This window comes from Psychrobacter sp. TB20-MNA-CIBAN-0197 (assembly GCF_040309765.1).
GTDB classification, from domain to species: Bacteria; Pseudomonadota; Gammaproteobacteria; order Pseudomonadales; family Moraxellaceae; genus Psychrobacter; species Psychrobacter submarinus.
In genome coordinates this window covers 1-258 of sequence record NZ_JBEOPC010000920.1, presented here as the reverse complement: position 1 = coordinate 258, position 258 = coordinate 1, and the positions used below count along the sequence as shown (strand labels likewise).

General features: G+C 41.5%; 1 protein-coding gene. It reads left to right on the top strand.

Annotated elements, in window-relative coordinates; genetic code table 11:
* A partial coding sequence (locus AAEY83_RS16555; protein ID WP_351060814.1) for a malic enzyme-like NAD(P)-binding protein occupies nucleotides 1–258 on the top strand: 258 nt, incomplete at both ends.

The following is a 258-nucleotide window of genomic DNA, read 5'->3' as shown; positions in this document are numbered from 1 at the left end:
AAGACTTTATTAACACGGTTGCCAATATTGCTGACACATTCGGTGGTATTAACCTTGAAGATATTAAAGCACCAGAGTGTTTTGAAATTGAAAAAGCATTAATAGAGCGTTGTAGCATTCCTGTTTTTCATGATGATCAGCACGGCACGGCTATTGTAACGGCTGCAGGCATGATAAATGCGCTGGAAGTGCAAGGCAAAGATATTGAAGATGCAGTTATTGTATGTTTAGGTGCCGGCGCTGCAGCGATTGCTTGTA